The sequence below is a fragment of the Jejuia spongiicola genome (assembly GCF_023502325.1).
Classification (GTDB): Bacteria; Bacteroidota; Bacteroidia; order Flavobacteriales; family Flavobacteriaceae; genus Wocania_A; species Wocania_A spongiicola.
Map to the genome: position 1 here is coordinate 56221 of NZ_JAMFLZ010000010.1, position 20665 is coordinate 76885.

At 31.5% G+C, this 20665-nt stretch carries 23 protein-coding genes; 12 read left to right on the forward strand and 11 right to left on the reverse strand.

What is annotated here, in order from left to right:
• The 5 genes from mutL to M3P09_RS16540 all read right to left on the reverse strand — a co-directional run bounded on the left by mutL (position 1) and on the right by M3P09_RS16540 (position 3793).
• Positions 1–1851, reverse strand: a complete 1851-nt coding sequence (gene mutL, locus M3P09_RS16520) for a DNA mismatch repair endonuclease MutL (protein ID WP_249973966.1) — start codon at positions 1849–1851, stop codon at positions 1–3.
• Positions 1852–1854: 3 nt separating this feature from the next.
• Positions 1855–2133: a riboflavin synthase subunit beta gene (locus tag M3P09_RS16525; protein WP_099563912.1), complete on the reverse strand. Its 279-nt coding sequence runs from the start codon at positions 2131–2133 to the stop codon at positions 1855–1857.
• Between the two features lie 19 nt (positions 2134–2152).
• On the reverse strand, positions 2153–2383 hold the full coding sequence (locus M3P09_RS16530; protein WP_249973967.1) for a hypothetical protein: 231 nt from the start codon (positions 2381–2383) through the stop codon (positions 2153–2155).
• A gap of 138 nt (positions 2384–2521) precedes the next feature.
• Positions 2522–3007, reverse strand: coding sequence for a 6,7-dimethyl-8-ribityllumazine synthase (ribH, locus tag M3P09_RS16535; RefSeq protein ID WP_099563910.1), 486 nt, complete (start codon positions 3005–3007; stop codon positions 2522–2524).
• A gap of 18 nt (positions 3008–3025) precedes the next feature.
• Positions 3026–3793, reverse strand: coding sequence for a tetratricopeptide repeat protein (locus tag M3P09_RS16540; RefSeq protein ID WP_099563909.1), 768 nt, complete (start codon positions 3791–3793; stop codon positions 3026–3028).
• Between the two features lie 139 nt (positions 3794–3932).
• On the opposite strand from M3P09_RS16540, the gene recF reads away from it, so the two are divergent.
• The 5 genes from recF (at position 3933) to M3P09_RS16565 (ending at position 6915) form a co-directional block, all read left to right on the forward strand.
• Entirely contained in the window at positions 3933–5012 is a 1080-nt protein-coding gene (recF, locus tag M3P09_RS16545; protein ID WP_099563908.1) for a DNA replication/repair protein RecF, read from the forward strand.
• Positions 5013–5018: 6 nt separating this feature from the next.
• Positions 5019–6029: a DUF2268 domain-containing putative Zn-dependent protease gene (locus M3P09_RS16550; protein ID WP_249973968.1), complete on the forward strand. Its 1011-nt coding sequence runs from the start codon at positions 5019–5021 to the stop codon at positions 6027–6029.
• Entirely contained in the window at positions 6029–6325 is a 297-nt protein-coding gene (locus M3P09_RS16555) for a DciA family protein (RefSeq protein ID WP_249973969.1), read from the forward strand. The genes M3P09_RS16550 and M3P09_RS16555 overlap by 1 nt, the downstream gene beginning before the upstream one ends.
• Before the next feature lie 97 nt (positions 6326–6422).
• Positions 6423–6614 (forward strand): cold-shock protein, encoded by a 192-nt coding sequence (locus M3P09_RS16560; protein ID WP_076698245.1) that lies wholly within the window; start codon positions 6423–6425, stop codon positions 6612–6614.
• A gap of 109 nt (positions 6615–6723) precedes the next feature.
• Positions 6724–6915, forward strand: a complete 192-nt coding sequence (locus M3P09_RS16565) for a cold-shock protein (RefSeq protein ID WP_099563905.1) — start codon at positions 6724–6726, stop codon at positions 6913–6915.
• A gap of 80 nt (positions 6916–6995) precedes the next feature.
• Here the strand turns inward: M3P09_RS16565 and M3P09_RS16570 are convergent, their stop codons facing one another.
• Complete coding sequence (locus M3P09_RS16570) at positions 6996–7415, reverse strand: nucleoside-diphosphate kinase (RefSeq protein ID WP_099563904.1); 420 nt, start codon at positions 7413–7415, stop codon at positions 6996–6998.
• A gap of 89 nt (positions 7416–7504) precedes the next feature.
• Between M3P09_RS16570 and M3P09_RS16575 the strand changes: the two genes are divergently transcribed.
• The 7 genes from M3P09_RS16575 (at position 7505) to M3P09_RS16605 (ending at position 12422) form a co-directional block, all read left to right on the forward strand.
• Complete coding sequence (locus M3P09_RS16575; protein ID WP_249973970.1) at positions 7505–8524, forward strand: DHH family phosphoesterase; 1020 nt, start codon at positions 7505–7507, stop codon at positions 8522–8524.
• Positions 8514–9065 (forward strand): gliding motility-associated peptidyl-prolyl isomerase GldI, encoded by a 552-nt coding sequence (gene gldI, locus M3P09_RS16580; RefSeq protein ID WP_347709817.1) that lies wholly within the window; start codon positions 8514–8516, stop codon positions 9063–9065. Before M3P09_RS16575 ends, gldI begins: the two co-directional genes overlap by 11 nt.
• A gap of 7 nt (positions 9066–9072) precedes the next feature.
• Entirely contained in the window at positions 9073–10188 is a 1116-nt protein-coding gene (locus M3P09_RS16585; protein ID WP_249973971.1) for a peptidylprolyl isomerase, read from the forward strand.
• Positions 10189–10239: 51 nt separating this feature from the next.
• The gene (lgt, locus tag M3P09_RS16590; protein WP_249973972.1) at positions 10240–11187 is read left to right on the forward strand and encodes a prolipoprotein diacylglyceryl transferase; all 948 of its coding nucleotides are present in this window, start codon (positions 10240–10242) and stop codon (positions 11185–11187) included.
• Between the two features lies 1 nt (position 11188).
• Entirely contained in the window at positions 11189–11674 is a 486-nt protein-coding gene (locus M3P09_RS16595; RefSeq protein WP_249973973.1) for a DUF192 domain-containing protein, read from the forward strand.
• The gene (locus tag M3P09_RS16600) at positions 11671–12033 is read left to right on the forward strand and encodes a VOC family protein (protein ID WP_099563898.1); all 363 of its coding nucleotides are present in this window, start codon (positions 11671–11673) and stop codon (positions 12031–12033) included. Before M3P09_RS16595 ends, M3P09_RS16600 begins: the two co-directional genes overlap by 4 nt.
• Positions 12034–12131: 98 nt before the next feature.
• Positions 12132–12422 (forward strand): YdhR family protein, encoded by a 291-nt coding sequence (locus tag M3P09_RS16605; protein WP_249973974.1) that lies wholly within the window; start codon positions 12132–12134, stop codon positions 12420–12422.
• Between the two features lie 84 nt (positions 12423–12506).
• Here M3P09_RS16605 and secDF read toward each other — a convergent pair whose 3' ends face one another.
• From secDF to gyrB, 5 genes are all read right to left on the reverse strand, one after another.
• On the reverse strand, positions 12507–15491 hold the full coding sequence (gene secDF / locus M3P09_RS16610) for a protein translocase subunit SecDF (protein WP_249973975.1): 2985 nt from the start codon (positions 15489–15491) through the stop codon (positions 12507–12509).
• Between the two features lie 152 nt (positions 15492–15643).
• On the reverse strand, positions 15644–16255 hold the full coding sequence (locus M3P09_RS16615) for a hypothetical protein (protein ID WP_249973976.1): 612 nt from the start codon (positions 16253–16255) through the stop codon (positions 15644–15646).
• A gap of 73 nt (positions 16256–16328) precedes the next feature.
• A complete protein-coding gene (locus tag M3P09_RS16620; RefSeq protein ID WP_249973977.1) occupies positions 16329–17255 on the reverse strand; it encodes a malate dehydrogenase in 927 nt (308 codons plus the stop codon).
• A gap of 209 nt (positions 17256–17464) precedes the next feature.
• Positions 17465–18475, reverse strand: coding sequence for a DUF6588 family protein (locus tag M3P09_RS16625; RefSeq protein ID WP_099563893.1), 1011 nt, complete (start codon positions 18473–18475; stop codon positions 17465–17467).
• A gap of 152 nt (positions 18476–18627) precedes the next feature.
• A complete protein-coding gene (gene gyrB / locus M3P09_RS16630) occupies positions 18628–20577 on the reverse strand; it encodes a DNA topoisomerase (ATP-hydrolyzing) subunit B (RefSeq protein ID WP_099563892.1) in 1950 nt (649 codons plus the stop codon).
• Between the last annotated feature and the right edge of the window lie 88 nt (positions 20578–20665).

A 20665-nucleotide genomic window follows, 5' to 3' on the forward strand; every position in this document is an offset into this window, starting at 1 on the left:
TTATATAAATTTTTTATCTAATTCATCAACACTCATAGTTATAAATGTTGCTCTATTAGTAGGCGATGTATTAGGTTCTTTACAAGCAAATAAACTATTTACCAAGTGCTCTTGTTCATCTTTTTGTAAGGATTGCCCCGTTTTAATAGCTAAACTTTTTGCCATAGATTTTGCTAATAAATCAGTGGCACTAAAATGCGCATCTGGCACTTCGTTTTCTACATCACTAATAAGCTGTTCTAAAATAATAGACACTTCGCTTTCTGGTACACTTACAGGTACACCAATAATTTCAACTGATTCCTTATTAACGCTAGAAAATATAAAACCTGTATGTTCTAAATCTTCTTTTAATTGATTTATTATTTCTATGTCTTGTATAGAAAAATGAAGTTGGAGTGGGAATAGTAATTGTTGACTCACAGCTTCTTTAATTGTCATGTTTTTTAGAAAGTCTTCATATAAAATGCGTTGATGTGCCCGATGTTGATCGATGACTAACATGCCCGATTTAATTGTACTCACAATATATTTATTATGAAGCTGATAAGTAGTTTGAATTTTATCTACATATTTATCATCATCAAATATTGAGCCTGTAGATTCTTCACTTTCAAAATGTACCTCACTAAAATCTTGCTGTGTTTTTGTGCCTTTAGATTCTAATCCTACATATAAATTTTCCCAACTTGCAGCAGATTCTTTTTTGTATGTTGCAGCTTTAACTTTAGATTGGGTTTCTTCTTGAAACGGATTAAAGCTTTTATCTACCTCTATAGTTGGTGTATTTGTATTTGCTTTATTATAATTATAGGGTGTATCAAGATTTGAATCTCTATTAAAATCTAATACAGGCGCAATGTTAAACTGTCCTAAGCTGTGTTTTACAGCAGACCTTAATAAAGCATACAAAGTGTGCTCGTCATCAAACTTTATCTCAGTTTTTGTGGGATGAATATTAATATCAATAGTTTGCGGATCGACTGTTAAGTTTAAAAAATAACTAGGGTGCGTTCCACTTTTAAGCAAGCCATCAAACGCAGATGCGATAGCATGATTTAAATATGCACTTTTTATAAATCGATTATTCACAAAAAAATACTGTTCTCCTCTGGTTTTTTTAGCATATTCTGGTTTACCAACAAATCCTGAAATTTTGAGTACTTCTGTGTCTTCTTCTACAGGTACTAATTTTTCGTTGGTTTTATTTCCAAAAATATTTACAATGCGCTGTCTGTAATTACTAACAAGTAAGTTAAATGTTTCGCTTCCGTTGTTATACATCGCAAAGCTAATATTTGAATGTGCTAATGCGACACGATGAAACTCATCAATAATATGGCGTAATTCAACTGTATTTGATTTTAAAAAATTGCGTCGAGCTGGAATATTAAAAAACAAATTCTTCACAGCAATTGACGTTCCTTTAGGTACAACTACTACATCTTGAGATACAATATTACTTCCTTCAATAATAATAATATTTCCTATATCGTCTTGATCTTGCTTCGTTTTCAATTCCACATGGGCAATGGCAGCTATACTTGCCAAAGCTTCTCCACGAAACCCTTTAGTATGTAGTTGAAATAAATCGTCAGCAGTTCTAATTTTAGATGTGGCGTGTCGTTCAAAACTCAATCGTGCATCGGTAGTACTCATTCCTTTGCCATCATCAATAACCTGAATAAGGGTTTTACCCGCGTCTTTTACAATAAGTTTAATTGTTGTAGCTCCAGCATCAATAGCATTTTCTAATAGCTCTTTAACCACTGAAGCTGGTCGTTGTACAACTTCTCCAGCAGCTATTTGGTTAGCAACATGGTCTGGTAAAAGTTGAATGATGTCTGCCATGTATTATTTTGAAAAGAAAATAGATAAATCGAAATCGATTATAAAAAGAAATACTAAAATAAGAATACCAACAATAATTAAAATACGCCTGTTTGCTTTTTTATCTGGGTTTTTATAATCTTCTAAAGCATTATTAAACTTAGTTTTTAAACCAGAATTACTTCCTACAGTTGTTCTGTGCTCATCAAATTTATGAGTTATTTCATAGGGGTTTCCTTCTCCTTTATAATAACGAGGTGTATAACTAAATTTCTTGTTTTTACGCAATTTTAAAAGTCCCATAATTATTAGCTTTAAAGGTTTATATGTATTTTTTTTCTAGTATATACATACAAATCAATAATAGTACCAAAACTAGGATAAGTGTACGTATTGACATACCAAAACCTACTTTACGGCTACTATCTCGTTTATCATTCCACCTAGAAACAAACTCTTTTCTGGTCTGTTCGCCATCATTTGAGTTTTCTTCATTTCCTTTAGAAAATCTAGATTTATAATTAAACGTTTTATGTTTTCGTTGCTTAAACAAAGTATAATGCTTACACATCAAAAATACTCAAAAATGGGCAGATAATATAAGTTGAAATGCCAAAAATTGTTAACAATACACCTAAAATTGGGAGTAAAAAGTAAAAAACTATTTATTGAAGATTGTTACTGATCTCTATTAACTATTTTCTCGCAGTTCTGCCATTTTTATAGCAGCAATGGCAGCTTCAGTGCCTTTATTACCATGCTTTCCGCCAGAACGCTCTATAGCTTGTTGCATATTATTGTCTGTAAGCACACAAAAAATTACTGGTGTTTCTCGCGTTACATTTAGGTCTTTTATCCCTTGAGATACGGCTTCGCAAACAAAGTCGAAATGTTTTGTTTCTCCTTGAATAACACTACCAATAGCAATAACTGCATTTACCATTTGTTCTTGCATTTTTTTAGAACCGTAAATTAGCTCATAGCTACCAGGAACATCCCAACGTAAAATATTATTTGGCAATACACCATTTTCAATTAAAGTATCGTAAGCTCCTTTATATAAGCCTTCTGTAATGGTATCGTTCCACTCTGAAACAACAATCCCAAACCGAAATTTACTCGCGTCTGGGATTGTTGTTTTATCGTAATCGGATAAATTTTTATTTACCGTTGCCATTTTATAATTGAATTGGTACTATTTATTTGCCAACACTTGCGCTTTTCCTATAAACACATCAACATTTGCTGCCTCAGTAGATGTAGGATAGTCGTCCTTAATTCTTTTAAAATAAGTTAAAGCTTTATCTGCTTTTCCTAAATCTAAAGCTATAGCTCCAGCTTTATGTAAATACATTGGTGTTGTGTACTCATTATTACGCATTTCAGCAGCTTGCTCGTAATAACTTAATGCATCTTCTTTTTGATCTAACTGAACAAATGCATCCCCTATATTCCCTTTTGCTAAAGCAGCTAAAATTTCATCGTCACTTTTAAAGTTACTTAAATGCTCGACTGCATTTTTATAATCTTTAAGTTTTAAATAAGCCGTTCCTGCATAGTAACTCGCTAAATTAGCCGAAGGTGTACCACTATATTCAGAAATAATATCTAACATTCCAAATTTTCCTTCACCTCCATTTAATGCTAAATTGAATAAAGAATCTTTTGCCACTCCATTTACAGCTTGGTCAAAATATTTTTGAGCTTGAAACATGTCGTTCATAGCTGCCTCTTGCTTTGGCTTTGCTATATATTCTTTATAACCTAAAGATCCTAAAACTACTAAAGCAACAAGTCCAATAATTATGAAAATGTATTTTTGATTCTTCTCTACAAATGCTTCAGTTTTTGATGCCGTTTCATCAAGTGTATTAAAAACTTCAGCAGTTGTTGAGCCTTCTTCAATATTATGCTCTTTCTCTGCTTTAGTCTTCGCTTTATATTTTTTCTTGTAAGTCGCCATTTATTCGTTCTGTATTAATGCGCCGCAAAAATATAATTTTTCTTCATAACTAAAAGGGTATTTATTTGATATTTTTCAATAATTTGCACATCCTTTTAAAGCATTACCGCTTCTTAACACTTTATATGTAGCATTTTCTATGGTTTTAAAATCACTTTCTTTACTTAATTATAAAAATTTTGAAAGCAAACAGTTCACTTTCAACAATAAAATAAACTGTATAGTTGGTAATAATGGCATAGGAAAGACTAATGTTTTAGATGCTATTTATCATTTATCCTTTGGAAAAAGTTATTTTAATCCTGTTGCTACTCAAAATATTAAACATGATGAAGCTTTTTTTGTGATTAATGGCGAATATGAAAAAGATGATAAGAACGAAAAAGTAGTAGTAAGTTTAAAACGTGGTCAAAAAAAAATAATAAAACGCAACGGAAAGGCGTACGAAAAATTTAGTGAACATATTGGTTTTTTACCTTTAGTTATAATATCGCCCGCAGATAGGGACCTTATTATAGAAGGTAGTAGCACCAGACGAAAGTTTATAGATAGCGTGATTTCGCAAAGCGATAAAAGTTACTTAATTGATTTAATTAAGTACAACAAAGTATTAGCACAACGTAATGCCCTATTAAAGTATTTTGCATTGAATCATACTTTTAATGGAGATACTTTAGATATTTATAACAATCAATTAACCGATTACGGAACTAAAATTTTTGAAAAGCGCGATGCTTTTTTAAAAACATTTATTCCCATTTTTAAAGCGCGTTATGAAGCTATTAGCAACGGTAATGAATCAGTAGATTTAATTTACGATAGTGATTTGTTTGAGGATAATTTAACAGCACTTTTACAACTTGCATTAAATAAAGACAAAGCCCTACAATACACAAGTGTTGGCATACATAAAGATGATTTATTGTTTAATATTGAAAGTCATCCTATTAAAAAATTTGGAAGTCAAGGTCAGCAAAAATCGTTTTTAATTGCACTAAAGTTGGCACAATTTGATTTTATAAAAGCTCAAAGCGGTGTGAATCCTATTTTATTATTAGATGATATTTTTGACAAGTTAGATGAGCATCGTGTAGCGCAAATTATTAAATTAGTAGATGATGAAAATTTTGGTCAACTGTTTATAAGTGACACACATGCTGATCGTACCGAGAAAGCTGTTAAACAAGTACATCAATCTTATGAAATATTTAAGTTATAGTACTGTATGAAAAAGATAATATTCATATCATTAATTATATCCTTTCTTTTATTCTTCAGTTGCAATAAAAAAAGCAAGGTTATAAAAACTGAGTTATCACTTTTTAGCAAACTGGAAAAAGTGCCAGATAGTATTAAAATTGATGATATTACTGTTTACAACTTGTTTAAGCATCAAATTTTAGCTCATAAAAACAATACATTTGACAGTACTTTAATAATCGAAAAAGTCTTTAAAAGACAACCAAAAATTTGGAATGATTTATACGGTGTTTTATTTGATAAAGAAATGTTTACTACTAATGAAGGAATGATAGGCTGGAATAAAAAAATCTATCACACTAAAAAGGATTCTATTGAATCTAGAGTAAATAAGTTACTAAATATCAAATTTGATTCAGTACTTAAAGCAAATCTTAGTGGGTTAAAAAATTTAACTGGACGTTCTCCTAAAAATGTTAAATTGAGTATCATACTTGCTCCAATTGAAGGAATTGGTTTTGGAGGCATGGAAAATGATGCATTCATTCTAGACTTATTAGATAATAATTTTGACGTTATTAATATGGTTCAAGAAGGAATTCCACATGAATTCAATCACTTTATCTACGAGCCAACTAGGAATGAAGACCCAAATAAAGACACGCCCTTAAGACTAACTATTGATGAAGGTTTTGCATGTTTTTATACCTACAAATATTTTGATGGTAAAATATCCAAACCACAATCTGTAGAGCAAATGACTGAAGAAGAGTGGCAATGGTATTTATTACATGAAAAAGAAATTTATCAAAAATGTTCTTCTTATTTTTACTATAATGGTGATGAAGATCCTTTAAGAAAATTGGGGTCAGAAATGGAATCTCCTAAAACATTATTTTATTGGTTAGGTTTTAGAATAGTGGAATTTTACGCAAGCAAACATGGTGATGATTCATGGAAAGACTTATATGAATTACCAGTTAAAGAAATATTAGAAAAAAGTGGATATGAAGAATATATTAATGATTTAAAATAATGCCAAAACGTAACAACGAACATATAAGTATAAGTGATGCATTAAAAGAATTTGTAGAAATCAATAAATTAGAAAAAGGTTTAAACAAAGTTAATGTTGCCGATGCCTGGGCAAAACTTATGGGTAATGGTGTAAATAACTACACCACGGCAGTAAATTTAGAGCGAGATACGCTTTATGTACAACTAAGTTCTAGTGTGCTTAGAGAAGAGTTAAGCTATGGAAAACAAAAAATAATCAATATGCTTAATGAAGAATTAGGAAAAGAAATCATTAAAAAACTGATACTACGTTAATTAGAATTTTTAAACTAATCGATTTTTTTTTATTAAAACTACTTATGTATTGTTTTTTGTATTACCTTTGAAGCTTAATTATTTTAATACAAATACAATGAGTAAAGGTACCGTAAAATTTTTCAATGACTCTAAAGGTTTTGGATTTATCGTTGAAGAAGACAACAACAAAGAACATTTCGTACACATTTCAGGACTTATCGATGAAATTCGTGAAGGCGACAATGTTGAATTCGATCTACAAGAAGGTAGAAAAGGATTAAACGCCGTAAACGTAAAAGTAATCTAATATATATACTTTAACAATTACAACTAAGAGCCTATCATTTATTTGATAGGCTTTTTTTTGTGGCATCAAGTTTGCTTACTTATTAATAATTAATTTAATATTTAAAACAATGAGTAAAGGAACAGTAAAATTCTTCAACGATTCTAAAGGATTCGGATTTATAACTGAAGAAGGTTCAAACAAAGAACATTTTGTCCATATTTCTGGATTAATCGATGAAATTAACGAAGGCGACTTAGTTGAATTTGATTTACAGGAAGGCAGAAAAGGATTAAATGCCGTAAACGTTAAAGTAGTTTAGTAAAATATAAAAGACTTTTTTAAAACAAAAATCCCGCAACAATGTTGCGGGATTTTTTAATATATTTTTTTAAATGCTAATTAAAACATCTCTCTACCTGAAAAATGGAAAGCACCTTCAATAGCAGCGTTATCATCGCTATCACTTCCGTGTACTGCGTTTTCCCCAATAGAAGCCGCATAAAGTTTACGTATAGTTCCTTCAGCTGCATCAGCAGGATTTGTAGCCCCTATTAATGTTCTAAAATCTTCAACTGCATTATCCTTTTCTAAAATAGCCGCTACAATTGGTCCACGGGTCATGTATTCTACTAACTCACCAAAAAATGGGCGTTCGTTATGTATTGCATAAAATGCTTGAGCGTCAGCTTTTGTCATTTGTGTTAATTTCATCGCTACAATTCTAAACCCTGAAGCTGAAATTTTTTCTAATATTGCGCCAATGTGTCCTTTTTCAACAGCATCTGGCTTAAGCATAGTAAATGTTCTATTTGTTGCCATTTGATTATTTTTTATTGGCAGCAAAAGTAATGTATTTCTAGATAAAAACAAGGCAATCCAGTTTTAAAAAAATTGTATATTCGCTACCTATGACGAAAGAAGACATCAAGAATATAAAACAATTATTAGCTACACAAAAAAAGATAGTAATAGTGCCGCATAAAAACCCTGATGGAGATGCAATTGGATCTACTTTAGGATTATATCATTATTTATTAAAACACAACCATAATGTTACAGTTATGGTACCTAATGATTATCCAACTTTTTTAAAATGGATACCTGGTAATGAAACTATTTTAAAACACGATTCTCAAACTGAAACATGTGAAAATTTAATTGAAACTGCTGATATTATTTTCACTTTAGATTTTAATGCTTTCCATAGAACTGGGAATATGGAAACCGTTTTAGCGGAAAGTTCTGCTATTAAAATAATGATAGACCATCATCAAACACCAGATGATTATGCAACTTATATGTTCTCGGATGTGAATATGAGTTCTACTGCAGAAATGATTTATCATTTTATAGATATGTTAGGAGATGCAGATATTATCGATTCTAATATTGCAACATGTTTATATGTTGGTATTATGACAGATACTGGCTCTTTCAGGTTTCCTTCAACTACAAGTAAAACACATCAAATTATAGCTAAACTTATTGAAAAAGGTGCAGATAATACTCAAATTCATAATAATGTTTATGATACAAATAGTTATGAAAGGTTACAGTTATTAGGCCGTGCCTTAAGTAATTTAAAAGTAATACCAGAATCAAGAGCATCTTATATAACACTTTCACAAGAGGAACTTAATACTTTCAATTATAAAAAAGGGGATACCGAAGGTGTTGTAAATTATGGCTTATCATTAGAAAATATTATTTTAGCTGCTATTTTTATTGAAGACAAGCAAGAAGGTATTATAAAAATTTCGTTACGATCAAAAGGTAACTTTTCTGTAAACGAGTTTTCTCGTGCTCATTTTAATGGTGGAGGGCACACCAATGCTGCTGGTGGAAGAAGTGAGTTGTCTTTGAAAGACGCAGTCGAAAAATTTATTAGTATATTGCCTAGTTATAATAAAGCCCTGAATGATGACTAAACAATTAACCATAGTATTTGCACTTCTTTTATTATTTAGCTGTAAAACTCCTGAAGCCAGAAAACCTATTTCTGTAAAAACAGGTTCTTTTATTGATGCTTCTGTTGAACGTAATAAAAAATTGAATGCTAAAGAGCAGGCAAGTATTCAAAAACTTATGGCTCAAAAAAAGGAGAACGATTATATCGCTTCAGATAGTGGCTTTTGGTATTTTTATAATACTAGAGCAGATATCGACACTTTAAAAACCCCAATTTTTGGAGATATTATAAACTACAACTACAACATAAAAAACCTAGATGGTGCTTTAATCTATTCAAAAGAAGATATTAAAACACAAACCTATGCCATGGATCAAGAAGAATTATTCACAGGTTTGCGAGAAGGGTTAAAACTTATGAAAACAGGAGAGACAGTTACTTTTCTATTTCCTTCTCTAAAAGCTTATGGCTATTATGGCGACCAGAATAAAATAGGTTCAAATACACCTCTAATCTGCGAAGTAACTATAAATTCTATTACCCAAAATCAATCCAATTAAATTAATTATGCGAATTATAAAAATTTTAAGTTTAGCTTTTTTAATAAGCTTAACATCTTGCAAGGCACAATACCCAAATCTTGAAGACGGAATGTATGCTGAATTTGTAACCACAAAAGGTGTTATGGTAGCCAAATTAAATTATAAAAAAGCTCCAATTACAGTAGCAAACTTTGTATCGTTGGCAGAAGGTACTAATACCATGGTAGATAGTTTATATAGAGAAAAGAAATTTTACAATGGTCTTATTTTTCATCGTGTTATGGATAAATTCATGATTCAAGGTGGAGACCCATTAGGCACTGGAGCTGGGAGTCCAGGTTATAAATTTAATGACGAATTTCATCCCGATTTAAAGCATGATACGCTAGGTATTTTATCAATGGCAAACCCTGGCCCAAACTCAAACGGAAGTCAGTTTTTTATAACCGAAGTTCCGAAACCACATTTAGATAATAGACATAGTGTTTTTGGCGAATTAGTTTTAGGTGCAGATATTCTTGATACAATATCAAAAGTTAAAGTTGATTCTAGAAATAAGCCTATAGAAGCTGTTGTAATAGATGAATTAAATATTATTAGAAAAGGAAAAGAAGCTAAAAAATTTGATGCGCCTAAAATTTTTATTAACCATTTTGCAGAGGTCGATCGTTTAGAAAAAGAGAAAAAAGCTAAAGCCGAAGCTATTATAAAAGCATCAAAAGAAAAATTTAATAAGCAACAAGAAAAAGCAATTACATTACCATCAGGCTTACAATATACTATAACAAAGAAAGGCAATGGGGAAAAATTAAAAGAAACTCATAAAGTTTTAACAGATTACGCTGTTTATTTTGAAAACGGTAAATTACTAGAAACAAGTAGTTTAAAAATTGCTGAAGCGCTAGATGCTGTAAACGAAAAACGCAAATTAGCAGATCAATACCAACCACTAACAGCTAATTTAAGTCCGAATGCAAGAATGATTTCTGGTTTTAAAGAAGGTTTACAACAACTCAATGTTGGAGATCAAGCGACTTTATTTATTCCTTATCATTTGGCTTATGGCGAAGCAGGAAACCGAGGTATTCCGCCCAAATCTAATATTATATTTGAAGTTGAAATTTTAGAAATTGTTAAATAATCACTCAAAACGTATAGCAAACCTTATATTTACGCTTTAAAACATAAGCATATGCATCTTTTAAAATTTGATTGGAACCCTATAACAGGAATTGATATAGTTGGTAATTTTAAGCTTCATTTTTACAGCTTAATGTGGGTTGTTGCTTTTGTAACTGGTTGGTACATTATGAAACGTATTTTTACTAAAGAAAAAGTATCACTATCCTATTTAGACCCCTTATTTATTTATACCGTTTTCGCCACCATGCTTGGGGCACGTTTGGGGCATGTTTTATTTTATCAATCTGAATTAATAACTCAAGACTTTTTCAGTATTTTTCTCCCTTTTAAATTTAAAGGCGGCTTTGAATTTACAGGTTTTCAGGGATTAGCAAGCCATGGTGCTGCTATTGGTATTATTATAGGGATGTACTTATATCGAAAAAAATACAACTACAAATCATTACTTTGGATTTTAGATCGTGTAGTTATTTCTGTTGCTTCTGGTGCCGTTTTTATTAGGATTGGAAACTTTATAAATTCTGAAATTATTGGAAGAGTAGTCGAATCTAAAGATTTTTCATTAGGTGTACGCTTTATTCAAGATTATTATGGCGGTCCAAATCAAAGAAGAGACATAACACAATTAACCGGTATTAAAGATGTACAAAAAGCATATAATGCAGTTACAGATAACCCACAGTTTGCTGAATTGTTAAATGAAGTACCGTACAGGCACCCAGCTCAATTATACGAATCGTTTTGTTATATTTTTGTATTTTTAATTTTATGGTATTTCTATTTAAAAACACCAAAAAGAGACCAGACTGGGTTTTTATTTGGTTTGTTTTTAATTTTACTTTGGACTGTTCGCTTTTTTGTAGAGTTTGTAAAAGAACCTCAAAATAAGGAACGAGCAGAATGGGTGTTAAATACCGGACAATGGTTAAGTATTCCGTTTATACTTATAGGTTTATATTTTATGTTTATTTACAAACCAAAAACTAATACTAAATAAAATGCTTTTTAAGTATTCTAAATTACTTCTTATATTATTAATTTCGGCAAGTATATTATCTTGTAAAGAAGATAAAAAAGTTATAAAACAAACTGAAGTTCCTTTTACTAAAGAAGGTGAGCTAACGCTTTATAAAACAACTACAGATTCAACAAAAGTAGTTATAGATATAGAAATTGCTGATACTGAATATGAAACCCAAACAGGTTTGATGTATAGAAATTCTATGAAAAACAACCAAGGCATGTTGTTTGTTTTTGATGATGTTAGCGAACGTTCTTTTTATATGAAGAACACAAAAATTCCGTTAGATTTAATTTTTATTAATGATAGCAAAACTATTGTTAGTTTTCAAAAAAACGCAAAACCTTTTGATGAAAATTCATTACCGTCAAATTCACCTGCAAAATATGTTTTAGAGGTTAATGCAGGTTTAGTTGATACTTGGAAACTTTCAGTAGGTGATAGCATAGGTTACACTAAATGAATACAGACTTATTAAATATCTCACCCGTATTACCATCATCTCATATTGATAGAGATGTAACTTGGTATATTGATAACGTTGGTTTTACTTTAGTACATAAGGATAGTATGTATGCAGTTTTAAAACGGGATAAGCTTTATATTCATTTACAATGGCATGCTAACACTGATGATGACCCATTACTTGGTGGATCTGTTATTAAAATATTTGTAAAAAACATTCAGCCTCTTTTTGATGAATTTGTAAAACGCGGTACAGTAAACAAAAATAAATTACGACTTAAAACCGATTGGGGTACAAATGAATTTGGATTTTACGATTTGAATAACAATGCTATCTTTTTTGTAGAAGACATATAAAAAATACAAATGTTCAGTATTTTGGTAAAGCTTGACTTTATTAGAAAAAATTTCCAAATTCGTTTTGAAGCTGATATAGAACATTAAAACCAAACCATATGATTTTACAGATTATTAAATTAAAATCCTCTCTTCCAGAAAAAGAACTTTTAATTAGGGCAAAGGAACGACAACCTCAGTTCGAAGCGATCCCAGGGCTTTTACAAAAATACTATGTAAAAACTGGTCAGCCTGATCAATATGGTGGAATATACATTTGGGATTCTCAAGAATCACTTAATGCATATCGAGAGTCTGATTTAGCAAAAAGTATTCCTGAAGCTTACGAAATTATTGAAGCTCCAGATATTGAGATTATGGATATTCTTTTTCAGTTAAGAAACAAATAAGTTACTTATTATAAATAACATGTTTTCAATAAAAAAGCCTATCAAATACATGATAGGCTTTCCAATTAAAGAAAAAAATTTGAGTTAGTCTTTCTTCTTTTTTCCTTCCAATTTATTTACTGTATCATACATTATTGGTGTTGCAATAAATAGAGACGAATACGTACCTACTATTACACCTACAATTAAGGCAAACATAAAGCCTCTAATTGAATCTCCACCAAAAATGAAGATAGCTAATAATACTACTAACGTTGTTAATGATGTATTTAGTGTTCTACTTAGTGTACTACTTAATGAAACATTAACAACTTTATTAAATTCCCAAGAAGTATGTTCATTAAAGAACTCACGAATTCTATCGAATACTACCACCGTATCATTTAACGAATAACCAATAACGGTTAGTATTGCGGCTATAAATGCTTGATCTATTTCCATACTGAATGGCATAAACTTATACGTTAATGAGAATACACCTAATACAATTAATACATCATGGAAAACCGCTGCTACTGCACCAAGCGAGTATTGCCATCTTTTAAAACGCATTAAAATATAAAGGAATACTACAATTAATGACCCTAAAATAGCCCAGAATGATGCTTGCTTAATATCATCGGCAATGGTAGGACTTACTTTGTAGTACTTCATTAAACCTACAGTTTTTGTATCGGCGTCGCTAATAAAATCTTCATAAGAGACTCCGTCTAAATGTGGCACTAATGCAGTGTATAATGATTTTCTTAATTCTTCATCAACTTCAGCACCTGTTTCATTTACTTTATATTTTGTTGTGATTTTCAATTGATTAGCATCTCCAAAAGTTTTAGCATCTGCACTACCAAAAACATCTGATAATGTCGATGTAATTTCTGAAGCACTAACATCTTGAGCAAAACGGACTTGGTAAGTTCTACCTCCAACAAAATCGACTCCTTGATCTAAACTATTTGTAAATAATGACCCTAAGCTTAATAAAATAAAAACTCCAGAAATAGTATAAGCCACTTTACGTTTCTTTAAAAATTCGATACTTATATTTCTAAATAATTTTTTAGTAAGTGCCGTAGAGAAATCTAACTTACCTCCTTTGTTTACATACCAATCTACCAATAATCTTGTTATGAAGATTGCTGTAAATAATGACGTACCAATACCTATTAATAAAGTTGTAGCAAAACCTTTAATAGGTCCTGTTCCAAAAATGAATAATATTAATGCTGTTAAGCCTGTAGTAATATTAGCATCTAAAATAGATGATAGTGCATTACTAAATCCGTCTTGAATAGCTTCTTTTTGACCTTTCCCTTTAACTAATTCTTCTCGAATACGCTCGAAAATAAGTACGTTAGCATCGACCGACATACCTATAGTTAAAACAATACCGGCTATACCTGGCAATGTTAATACAGCTCCTAAACCTGATAATATACCAAAGATTAACAAGATATTTAATATCATGGCTAAGTCCGCAAATCCACCAGCTTTTCCGTAATAGAAAATCATCCATATTAATACTAAAGCCAAAGCTATCATAAACGACATCGTACCACTATCGATAGCTTCTTGACCTAATGAAGGCCCTACCACTTCACTTTGAATAATATCTGCTGATGCTGGTAATTTACCAGCTCTTAAAACATTCGCTAAATCTATAGCTTCGTTTAATGTAAAATCTCCTGAGATTGAAGAGCTTCCTCCTGCAATTGGACCTGTTGTAACTCCTGGAGCAGAATACACAATATCATCTAATACAATTGCTATATTACTACCTTGATTAAAGGCCTCTCCAGTCATTTCTTCCCATACCTTAGCACCTTTAGCATTCATCTGCATAGATACTTCAGATTTTCCTGTTGGTCCAAATTGGTTACGTGCATCTGTAACTACCGCTCCACTCAATTGAGGAATATTATCCCTATTTCCTACTAAAGCGTATAAATCTATAAGTTCACTATCTTTATCTGGTTTACCAAAAGCAAATTTCGCATAACGCTGTTCCGCAGGCAATAAAGCTCTAACTTGTGGTAAACTTAAATAGTTAAAAACAGTTTCTTTATCTTTTAATTCAAAACGTGCTATTACTGGACCGCCTTGGTAACCTTGACCTTTAATTAAATCGAATAACGGATTTACTGTTGCAACTGTAGTTGAATCGGTCTCTGCTTCACCTAAAAGTGCATCAATTTGTGAATCTTCAGCATTTTCTTCATCTTGAGATTCAGCTTTTTCAGGGGCCTCATCAACTTTAACAATATCTTTTAAAACATCATTAGCTTGCACTAAAAATGGAAAAAACTGTTCGCCTTTATAAGTATCCCAAAATTCTAATTGTGCTGTACTTTGTAATAATCCTGTAGCACGCTCAACATCTTTAACACCTGGTAATTCTACTAAAATACGACCAGATGTTCCTAAACGCTGAATGTTTGGTGAAGTTACTCCAAATTCATCAATACGTTTACGTAAAACTTCAAAAGCAGATACAATAGATTCATCAATTTTTGTTTCTATGATGCCTTTAACCTCATCATCACTCATGCTTCCGTCAATTTCACCATCTAATGCTTTGGTATAAAATATATCTGGAGATGCTAATTTGGTATCACCTTTAATAGCATCAAATGCCACGAAGAAATCTTCTAAATATGTGTTTTGACTGTTTTTTTGAATTTTAGCAGCATTATCTAGCGCTTGATTAAAAACAGGGTCTTTAGTATTATTTGCTAATCCTTTTAAAATATCTTTAACCGATACTTGTAATATAACATTAATACCTCCTTTTAAATCTAAACCTAGATTCATAGCTTTTTGCTTCACTTCGTTATAAGTGAACTTTGCAATACCTATATTAAAAACGGTATCAGTAGCTATTGACTCTAAATAATTTGCTTCTTCAATACTTCTTAAGGCTCTGTAGCCTTCTTCAGTATCTGCTATTTTATTTATAGCAATTTCTTGAGCATTGCTCTCTATTTGGTTTGCCTTAAATGTAAACGATAACTGATAAATACTTACCAAACCGAATAACAAAGCAAATAATTTTACTAATCCTTTATTTTGCATTTTGTGTTTTTTGTGTCAAATTTTTTAAAAGCGAGCAAATATAAAATTTACTGCATGATTTGACTATTTTTATGGTTAAAATTTTTATAGCTTTTTGATACTGAAACAAGTTCAGCACAGGTTGATAATAAAAGCTAACTTACTTGAATTGACTAAACTAATGGTCCTGCTCTGACCTCAGGTATTTTGCGTGAAGTTTTATCTATTGCTATTGCAATATTATAATATGTTTTATAAGTAACTTTTACAATGCTTTCATTAATTTCTAAAGTATTAAAAAAGGCATGTGTATTAGGTTTGGCAAGCCTATTACTTTCAGGTTTTAGCTTGACAACAGAAATACCATTTAAATCCCATTCCGTATCACTTCCATTTTGAATTTCATAGACATCAAGGTTGTAAGAGATTGTGTTTTCATCAAAAGGAAGTTTTGAAGGTTCTTCGTCCTGGTTTATAAAAGCAGAAACTAGTCCTATTTTTTCCTTTGAAAAAATTTCCTTAATACTCGCAACATCGGCATCGCTATAATAGGTAATTGTTAGTTTTCCGTTTTCTGTTTCATTTACTTCTATGTTACTAACACCTATGTCTTGCAATTGCTTTTTCACAATAGCAATAGTCTTTTGGGTGTCTTCTGATGTTATAGAAGTATTAGTAAACTGTAAAACAATTTCTTGATTTGGTACGGCAATTTGCTGCTGACAAACAACACCAAATAGGGAAAGAATAATAATTAAAGTACTTATGTACCATTTTGCTTTCATGCGCCAAATATAAAAAATAAAGACTGTATTTCTACAGTCTTTATAATAAAAATCTATTTTGTATTATTGAATCTTACAACTCAAGTAGTCCGTTAGTTTTCTTAACCCCTTCTGCGCTTTCTTGCATATGTGTTTTTTCAGCATCACTCAACGGAACGTCAACTATTTTCTCGATACCGTTTCTACCTAATATTACTGGTACACCAATACATAAATCATTTAAACCATATTCGCCTTCTAATAATGTTGAACATGGAAACATTTTCTTTTGGTCGCAAGCAATAGCTTGTACTAACCCTGAAACTGCTGCTCCTGGTGCATACCAAGCAGAAGTACCTAATAATTTAGTAAGTGTAGCTCCACCAACCTTAGTATCTTCCTTTACTTGATTTAATCGATCTTCACTTAAAAACTCAGATACTTTTACACTATTCCTTGCAGCTTGCGATGTTAATGGCACCATACCTTTATCACTATGTCCGCCAATTACCATACCATCTATGTCACTAATTGGAGCGCCTAAAGCTTCAGCTAATCTGTATTTAAAACGGGCAGAATCTAAAGCGCCTCCCATTCCAATAATTCTGTTTTTTGCTAAATTTGTAGTTTTATGAACTAAATAAGTCATGGTATCCATTGGATTACTCACAACAATTATAATGGTATTTGGAGAATGCTCAATTAAACTTGATGATACCGATTTTACAATACCAGCATTAATACCAATTAATTCCTCACGAGTCATTCCTGGCTTGCGTGGAATTCCTGAAGTAATTACACAAATATCACTACCTGCCGTTTTGCTATAATCATTTGTAATACCTGTAATTTTAGTGTCAAATCCGTTTAAAGATGCGCACTGCATTAAATCCATAGCTTTACCTTCGGCATAACCTTCTTTAATGTCTAACAAAACAACTTCTGAAGCGAAATTTTTAATAGCAATATACTCTGCACAACTAGCACCTACTGCTCCTGCTCCAACTACTGTAACTTTCATAAGTTTATTTTTTTTAAATGATTTGTGATAAGTAATAAATTCTAATCAAAATTCACGTTTTTTATTAACTTAAAACATGACTTTTGTTTGTTTTACAACTATAAATTTTGGTTAGCAAAAGTATGAATTAAAATGCTTTAAATGAAAAAAGTGCAAGATTAAATCCTGCACTTTAAATTCAACTAACTAAAACTAAAATTAAAACAATATTATCTGAAACTAAATGCAATTCCTGCAGATAGTGTATTGTATTCTTGAATGGTATAATCTCCAAATATTTTAAAGAAACCTAGGCTCAATCTCGCACCAAGAGTTGCCTTAAACCCACTTGCTTTAAAATCCAAATTAATAGGATCTGTAACAGTTTCTGTAATTGTTGGTCCAGAAGCAACAGGGGTATATTGCAAATCATAAGTACCTAACATTTTCAAATCTGAATTACCACCGCTATAACCTATACCTCCATAAACATTGATAATAGGAAAATTTAAAGAAGCTATGGCTTGTGCAGTAATAGAATTCAATTTAAACTCAGCATGCTGGTTATTACCTGGAATCACATTTGTATCTATAACATAATTAACATCCATTGTAGTATAAGCAGCCAATATAGATACATGTAAAGGCAACTTATCTAATGGCCCAAAAATGCTTGTAATTTCTTTTTTAAGTCCAACTCCAAATAATTTTCCTTTTACATCATCACTTCCAACTTCTGGAACCAATCTTAGCATTACATCAAATTTATAAGGTAACCCTAAACCAACTTGAATTGCAGGTGTAGGAATTGCACTTAATGGCAAATCTCCTTGAATACCAGAAGGCATTTCAAATGAAGCGGTTACAGCTTGTCCTTGAACTTCTGTTCCTACAAGCATCATAGCTCCAGATCCAGATCCAGCCACGGTTGGGCTAGTAGCGGATGTAGACGTAATATTAGTTAATCCTAAATTTGCGAAATTGAATACCTCATCTTTACCAGGGACTACAGATGCATTAAAGCCAATAGTGATATCAAACCCAAGTTTTTTATGAACCTTAGCTGTATGATACCAACCACTATTCATTCCATATATTAAACCAGTCATAGCTGGACTAATGTATGCTTTAGTTAATTTGTTTGCATCTTCTCTAGCAGCTAATAGAATACTTTCTAACTCTTGAGCTTTTGAAAATTGAGTTGCCAAACATAGCAACATAAATAGGGTTATCTTTTTCATTTTAATAAATTTGGTTATAACAAATGTAATAAAATATTTCAAAAAACAACATTTAATCGATAAAAATTTACACTTAATCGGTATTATTAATAAAAAAATAACCCTGACATACTAAATATCAGGGTTAAATTAAGATTAACTTTTATGGCTATTTACGCATCAATATTAGCATAAATGGCATTCTTTTCAATAAAGTCTCTACGAGGCGGCACTTCATCTCCCATTAACATTGAGAAAATTCTATCTGCCTCAGTTCCATTATCTATTTGCACTAAACGCATTGTTCTAAACTCTGGATTCATAGTTGTATCCCAAAGTTGTTCTGCATTCATCTCTCCCAAACCTTTATATCGTTGTATTTTTGAACCATCTCCAAATTCAGAAACAATTTCATCGCGCTCATTATCAGACCAAGCATAACGCTTTTTAGCACCACGCTTTACTAAGTATAATGGTGGTGTTGCAATATATATATGTCCATTTTCAATCAACTCCTTCATATATCTAAAAAAGAAGGTTAAAATTAATGTTGCAATGTGACTACCATCAATATCGGCATCACACATGATTACTACCTTGTGGTAACGTAATTTTGAAAGGTTTAAGGCTTTACTATCTTCTTCTGTACCTATAGTTACACCTAAAGCTGTAAAAATATTTTTGATTTCTTCGTTTTCAAACACTTTATGTTGCATTGCTTTTTCAACATTCAATATTTTTCCACGAAGTGGTAAAATAGCTTGAAAGGCTCTATCACGACCTTGCTTTGCGGTTCCACCTGCCGAATCTCCCTCAACTAAAAACACTTCACATTTTGCAGGATCTTGCTCAGAACAATCAGATAATTTTCCTGGAAGCCCTCCAATACTCATTACTGTTTTACGCTGTACCATTTCACGTGCTTTTTGTGCTGCATGACGTGCCTGTGCTGCCAAAATTACTTTTTGAACAATGGTTTTAGCGTCATCTGGATGTTCTTCTAAATAATCGGTCAACATTTCAGATACTGCCTGACTTACAGATGCAGAAACCTCTCTATTCCCTAATTTAGTTTTAGTTTGGCCTTCAAATTGTGGTTCTTGGACTTTTACCGAAATAATAGCTGTTAAGCCTTCACGGAAATCGTCACCAGCGATATCAAACTTTAATTTGTCTAACATACCTGAACCATCTGCAAACTTTTTAAGCGTATGAGTTAATCCACGACGGAAACCTGATAAATGCGTTCCTCCTTCATGAGTATTAATATTGTTTACATATGAATGTAAATTTTCAGCATAAGAAGTGTTATAAATCATAGCTACCTCAACAGGAACTCCATTTTTTTCACCTTCAAAAGCAATAACGTCTTTCATTAAAGGCTCACGAGTTGCATCTAAATATTGGATAAATTCTTTTAATCCTTCTTTAGAATGAAATGTTTCACCTTCAAATTCACCATCTTCCTTTTTATGTCTTTTATCAACTAAATGAACTGTAATTCCTTTATTTAAATAAGCTAATTCACGTAATCTACTTGCAAGTGTGTCATAACTGTATTCTAAAGTTTGTGTAAAAATTGTAGAATCAGGTTTAAAAGTAACTGTTGTTCCTCTTTTATCAGTATCACCAGTTTGCTTAACTGGGTACATAGCCTTACCACGCTCATACTCTTGCTCATAAACTTTACCCTCTCTATAGACAGTGGCTTTTAAGCTTTCTGAAAGCGCATTAACACAACTAACACCTACACCGTGTAAACCACCTGATACTTTATACGAATCTTTATCGAACTTACCTCCTGCTCCAATTTTAGTCATTACAACTTCTAGTGCTGAAACACCTTCCTTTTTATGCAAACCAACAGGAATACCACGGCCATCATCTTCTGTAGTAATAGAATTATCTTCGTTTATAGTTACTGTGATATTATCACAATGCCCTGCTAAAGCTTCATCAATTGAGTTATCTACAACTTCATATACTAAGTGATGTAATCCTCTTGTACCTACATCACCAATATACATTGATGGACGCATACGCACATGCTCCATACCTTCTAAAGCTTGAATACTATCTGCTGAATAATTGTGCTTGTTAAACTCTTCTTTTTGTTCGCTCATATTTTATATTATTTATGATCTTTTTTCTTGATTATATTATGCAAAAAAAGATGCCACATAGCATCCTTTTGAATACAAACAAATATAC